Annotated in this window: 1 protein-coding gene; it reads right to left on the bottom strand. The window is 72.9% G+C overall.

Annotated features, from left to right (window positions below):
- Positions 1–24: 24 nt before the first annotated feature.
- On the bottom strand, positions 25–1,506 hold the full coding sequence (locus E0504_RS49720) for a transposase (RefSeq protein ID WP_243658008.1): 1,482 nt from the start codon (positions 1,504–1,506) through the stop codon (positions 25–27).
- Between the last annotated feature and the right edge of the window lie 161 nt (positions 1,507–1,667).

Genomic DNA, 1,667 nt, shown 5'->3' with positions numbered 1-1,667 from the left:
TTCCCAGTTGGCCGGAATCTGTAGTCAGCTGATCACGCCGCCTGCGGCGGGGTGGTTGACGGTGTGTAGCCAGGTGGGGCGGGTCGCGCGGGAGGCGAAGTAGCGGGCGCGGAGCTGCTGGTTGGTGACGTTGCGCAGGCCGAACGCGGTCCGGTAGACGAGCTTGACGAGCCGGTTGACGCCCTCCGTGGCCGCGTTGGACAGGGAGTGGAGGACCGCGTTGGCGATCTCGGCACGCCACTTGGAGATCGTCTCAGCGAGAACGGTGATCTCGGGGACGGTCTCGCCGACGGTGGCGCAGTAGGTGAAGAACCTGGTCAGGGCGTTGGAGACGTCGGAGCGGGTGATCGGGTGGCCGGAGCGGTGCGCGGCGAGCGCGAGCACGGCGCGCAGGAGCTCCTTGGCGCGCCAGGCGGCGGTGATCTGCCGGCCGCGGTCGCCAAGGTCGGACAGGGTACACAGCAGCCGGCCGCGGGCGGCCGGGGAGAGGGCCTCCTCCCGGCGCACGAGCAGTCCCTTGATCTTGTATTCGGGGTCGTCGGCGCGGCCGCGGCGACCGTGGTGCTCCTGGGTGACCCGGCGGCGGACGTCGCCGATCACCTTGTTCGCGAGCTGGGTCACGTGGAAGGGGTCGACCGCGAGCATGGCGTCGGGCAGCGCGGCCCGGGCCGCCGCCTTGTAGACCGTCGACATGTCGATCGTGACGGCCCAGATCCCGGCCCGCCAGGCAGCGGGCTGGGACAGGACCCAGGCGGCGGTGCCGGCGACGGTCCGGCCCTCGACCTGGCCGAGCAGGCCGTGGCCGGCGTGGTCGACGAACACCGTGAGCCAACGGTCGGCGTCCTCGACCCACCGGCCGCTGTCGGGGTCGCGGTGATACCGCGGGCGGCCCCGGCGGTGCTCGTCGAGCCCGAGCACCCCGACCGGCGGCAACGGCCCGGACACCGACCGCCTCACCGGCCCGCCGCCCTCCCCTTCGGCCGCGTCGGCGCCGGCTTCCGTGACCCCGTCCTCGGCGCCGGGAACGACCGTGTCCTCGCCGACGGGGCCAAAGGCCACGACCCCCGCCGCGTCGGCGACCACGGCGAACGCGTCCTGGGCCGTGCACCAGGCCACCCCGACCGCACCAGCGACCCTGCTGACCGGCACCCCCCAGTCCCCGACCAGGTGGCCGACCGCCTTCCGCCCCACCGTCGACACCCGCGCGCCCCGCGCCGCCAGCGGCCCGCTCTCGACGAAACTGCCCTGCTCGCAGCCGGACTGGTCACAGAACAACCGCGGCTTGTGGACGGTCACCCGCGCCGGCGCGACGACGAGGTGCGCCAGCCGCTGCCCGACGAACTCCTTGATCCGCCCCGACGGCTCGCCGCAGCGCGGGCAGCAGGCCACCACCGGGCCGGCCACATGCAGCGACCAGGAACCGTCCCTCTCCCGCTCCACCGCCGTAACCACCACCCCGGCCAACCCCAGGAACTCCGCCAACGCCAGCCCGCTACCCTCGAACACGCGCACCCGTCCACTCGGCGATCACTTCCTTCAGCAAGAGCGATCATGCCGAATGGCGGGTGCGTCCTACTTCCCGGAATCACCGGCGCTACGCACAGTCACAACCGGCCATCGCCGGCAGTCACCGGACAGACACGATCTCCGGCGAACTGGGAAGAGCC

This window comes from Parafrankia sp. BMG5.11, from assembly GCF_004337455.1.
This window is presented reverse-complemented; position numbering and strand designations above follow the sequence as displayed.